Origin of the sequence: Anaeromicrobium sp. (assembly GCF_025210435.1) — a bacterium.
In the GTDB taxonomy this organism is placed as follows: domain Bacteria; phylum Bacillota; class Clostridia; order Peptostreptococcales; family Thermotaleaceae; genus Anaeromicrobium.
Window position 1 is genome coordinate 1 of the sequence record NZ_JAOART010000079.1, and the last position, 2,676, is coordinate 2,676.

General features: G+C 26.8%; 3 protein-coding genes. All 3 read right to left on the reverse strand.

Annotated features, from left to right (window positions below):
• Nucleotides 1-230: 230 nt before the first annotated feature.
• Nucleotides 231-1,040, reverse strand: coding sequence for a CPBP family intramembrane glutamic endopeptidase (locus N4A57_RS09415; protein ID WP_293657748.1), 810 nt, complete (start codon nucleotides 1,038-1,040; stop codon nucleotides 231-233).
• 108 nt (nucleotides 1,041-1,148) lie between these two features.
• Nucleotides 1,149-1,490 (reverse strand): DUF6054 family protein, encoded by a 342-nt coding sequence (locus N4A57_RS09420; protein WP_293657749.1) that lies wholly within the window; start codon nucleotides 1,488-1,490, stop codon nucleotides 1,149-1,151.
• Between the two features lie 349 nt (nucleotides 1,491-1,839).
• Nucleotides 1,840-2,676 (reverse strand): transposase (locus tag N4A57_RS09425; RefSeq protein WP_293657750.1); only part of this gene is annotated, 837 nt, incomplete at its 5' end.

The following is a 2,676-nucleotide window of genomic DNA, read 5'->3' on the forward strand; positions in this document are numbered from 1 at the left end:
AGTCATTCATCATATGACTATTATATAACATTCTGTGTATGTTTAATATGATTTTATACATGAATATTGAAAAAACAAGCAAGTTGGGCCTATTCATCCCACACCTAAAGGAGTGGGCTTTCTAGCCGTATAATGCTGTAATATCCCCCTTTTTATCATATTGTATTTTCACTTTGTTATGTAAAAATACATATTCCAATGATTATTTCTATAAAAATATACATTGTTCATTATATAATATTAACTGTCCTATCTTCATAAATTGATTCCTTTAATTTTTTTAATAGTATAACTATAAAAATAAGCCCTATTCCAATATTTAAACTAGGTATCATAGGTATATTTCTAAATATTTCAGGGATTACTTTAACACCCATCATATTATTTATACCATGGCCCATAATAGGTACCCATATGGACCCTATCCATTCATATAATAGGGCTAATGTTATTCCTAATAAAAATGTGTATATTCCTTGAACCAGATTACCATGAAACAGAGCAAATATTACCCCTTGTATGATAATGCTCGGCACTATTTTTAAGTATTTTTTCAGTTCATTGTATATTAATCCCCTAAATAATACTTCTTCAAAAAAAGGAACAAAAACAACTAAACAAATTACTCCCACAATAGAATTTCCTCCTGTAGAAATCATTTTGGATACTTGTTTATAACTAGTAAAATTTTTAGCAAGGATAGCTGCTATGCTGCAACTTATGAAAGCCATACATGTAAATATTCCTACTATATACGGATATACTTTCATATTTAATTTCTCAAAATTGCATACTTGCCATAAATTTTTTTCCTTATTTTTTAATAAAAGTATATAAATTAAAAAACTAATTAATCCTGCTATGGTAATGGCTAACACTATATTTTCGTTAATTAAATTTTGTAATTGCTCTGGAGACAATTTATTTTTAGTCTTTACAGCATAATATACACTATTTCCAATCATAACTATTGCTTGAACTAGGAATGTTATTATGCAATATTTTAGTATATTCCCTATTAAGGGTAAATATCTTTTCACATGATCACTTCTTTCTTAATGTCTTGTTTAATCTACAACATATATCTACTCTTCCATGAACTATCTCTAAAGATATAAAAACTCATCTTCTATCCCTTATACATTAAATTAGTACTCCGTATATTCAATAATATAATCTTGTAAAATATCTTTAATACTATTAGTAAAATTCTTCGCTGCTCCCCAATCAAAATTAAATATTATTCCTTGAGAGCTACCAGTTGATATGACTCTAACCTCTGTTTCTCCCTTAAAATTGTCCATGATTACAATTAAAGCAGCTCTATTTGATGCTCGCATATAATATTTTTCAAAAACTAATGTTCCTATGGATTTTCCTTCTCCTAAGTCAAAAAATTCTTCATGTACTAAATCTGCTGTTTGTCTACGTTTGATTGTATGAAATGCTTTTTCTGGAGTAATATCTACTCTTAAATTAATTTTGCTCATTATATAATCCCTCCACCAAATCTTAATTTATTATATATAGTATATTACTTCTCACATTTTTACAATTTATTCCTAATAAAAATTTTCTTCTATAATACATCCTAAAAACTAAAGTTTATAATCTTTTCCTTATTTTCTATGTCTTATCTTATGGGATATCTTATGGGACAGTTCATCTTCAACATGTACATAATTTAGAGTATAAAAATACACATAGAACCAATTTTCTATGCTTTTCCTAAAACTACAACACTTTATTTTCCAATGTCCTTTTAATTATAATTGAATGTTTACTTCTATTTGCGCACAACAAAAAAAGCTTACTTATAATCTATTAATTTCTTATTATTTAATCTGCCAATAAAAATTCATCTACTATTCCACCATATCTTCTATCTTTAAAAGCTAATTGTGCTCCTAAACAACTTAGTTCAGATACCCTAGACTGTGTTATATTTCCAAGAACTTTACAAATATCCTTTTGAGTTATATTAGAAAAGCAACTCATAAAAAAACAACCTAAAGCCCTCATATGAGTATATTTTCTCTTATACTTCACATAAATATATTTTTCGTTATTCTTAGTATATTTAGCAACAAATCTTATTATATCTATAGGTTTACTTTTTCTTATTAATACCTTTCTATAACCCCTATATTCATATCCTTCATTTTCAAATTCTCCATCTAATTGACTCTCATATTCCCCTTTAAATACCTTCTCTAAATGGGCCTTCATTCCCTTTTCACTTAATAAGTTAAGTATATTTCCTAGAAAATCTTTACTTAGTATTTCATAAGTATTAGATTTTTTTATGTATTCTCTCAGACTTGAAAATTCATATTTTAATACTTCATCCTTTGTTTCTACCACATCTTTAGGGTTAGCATGTATATAGCTACTCACCATAGATAAATATTTGTCTGAATCTACTATTTTACTTTTAAATCTATCTTGAAAAACGTGACCATGACGTTTGTATTTTCGATTAAAATATTGAGCATAACAAAGATTTATAGAGTGCATTATTCTAGATACATCAGCTCCATTACAGTCTAATAATATATGTCCGTGATTATCCAGTAGGCAATAGGCATATATTTTAAAGCTATACTTTAATTGATATTTTTTTATTAGTGAAAAATACTTTAGTTTATCATCTTTTTCTTTGAATAACTGTATTTC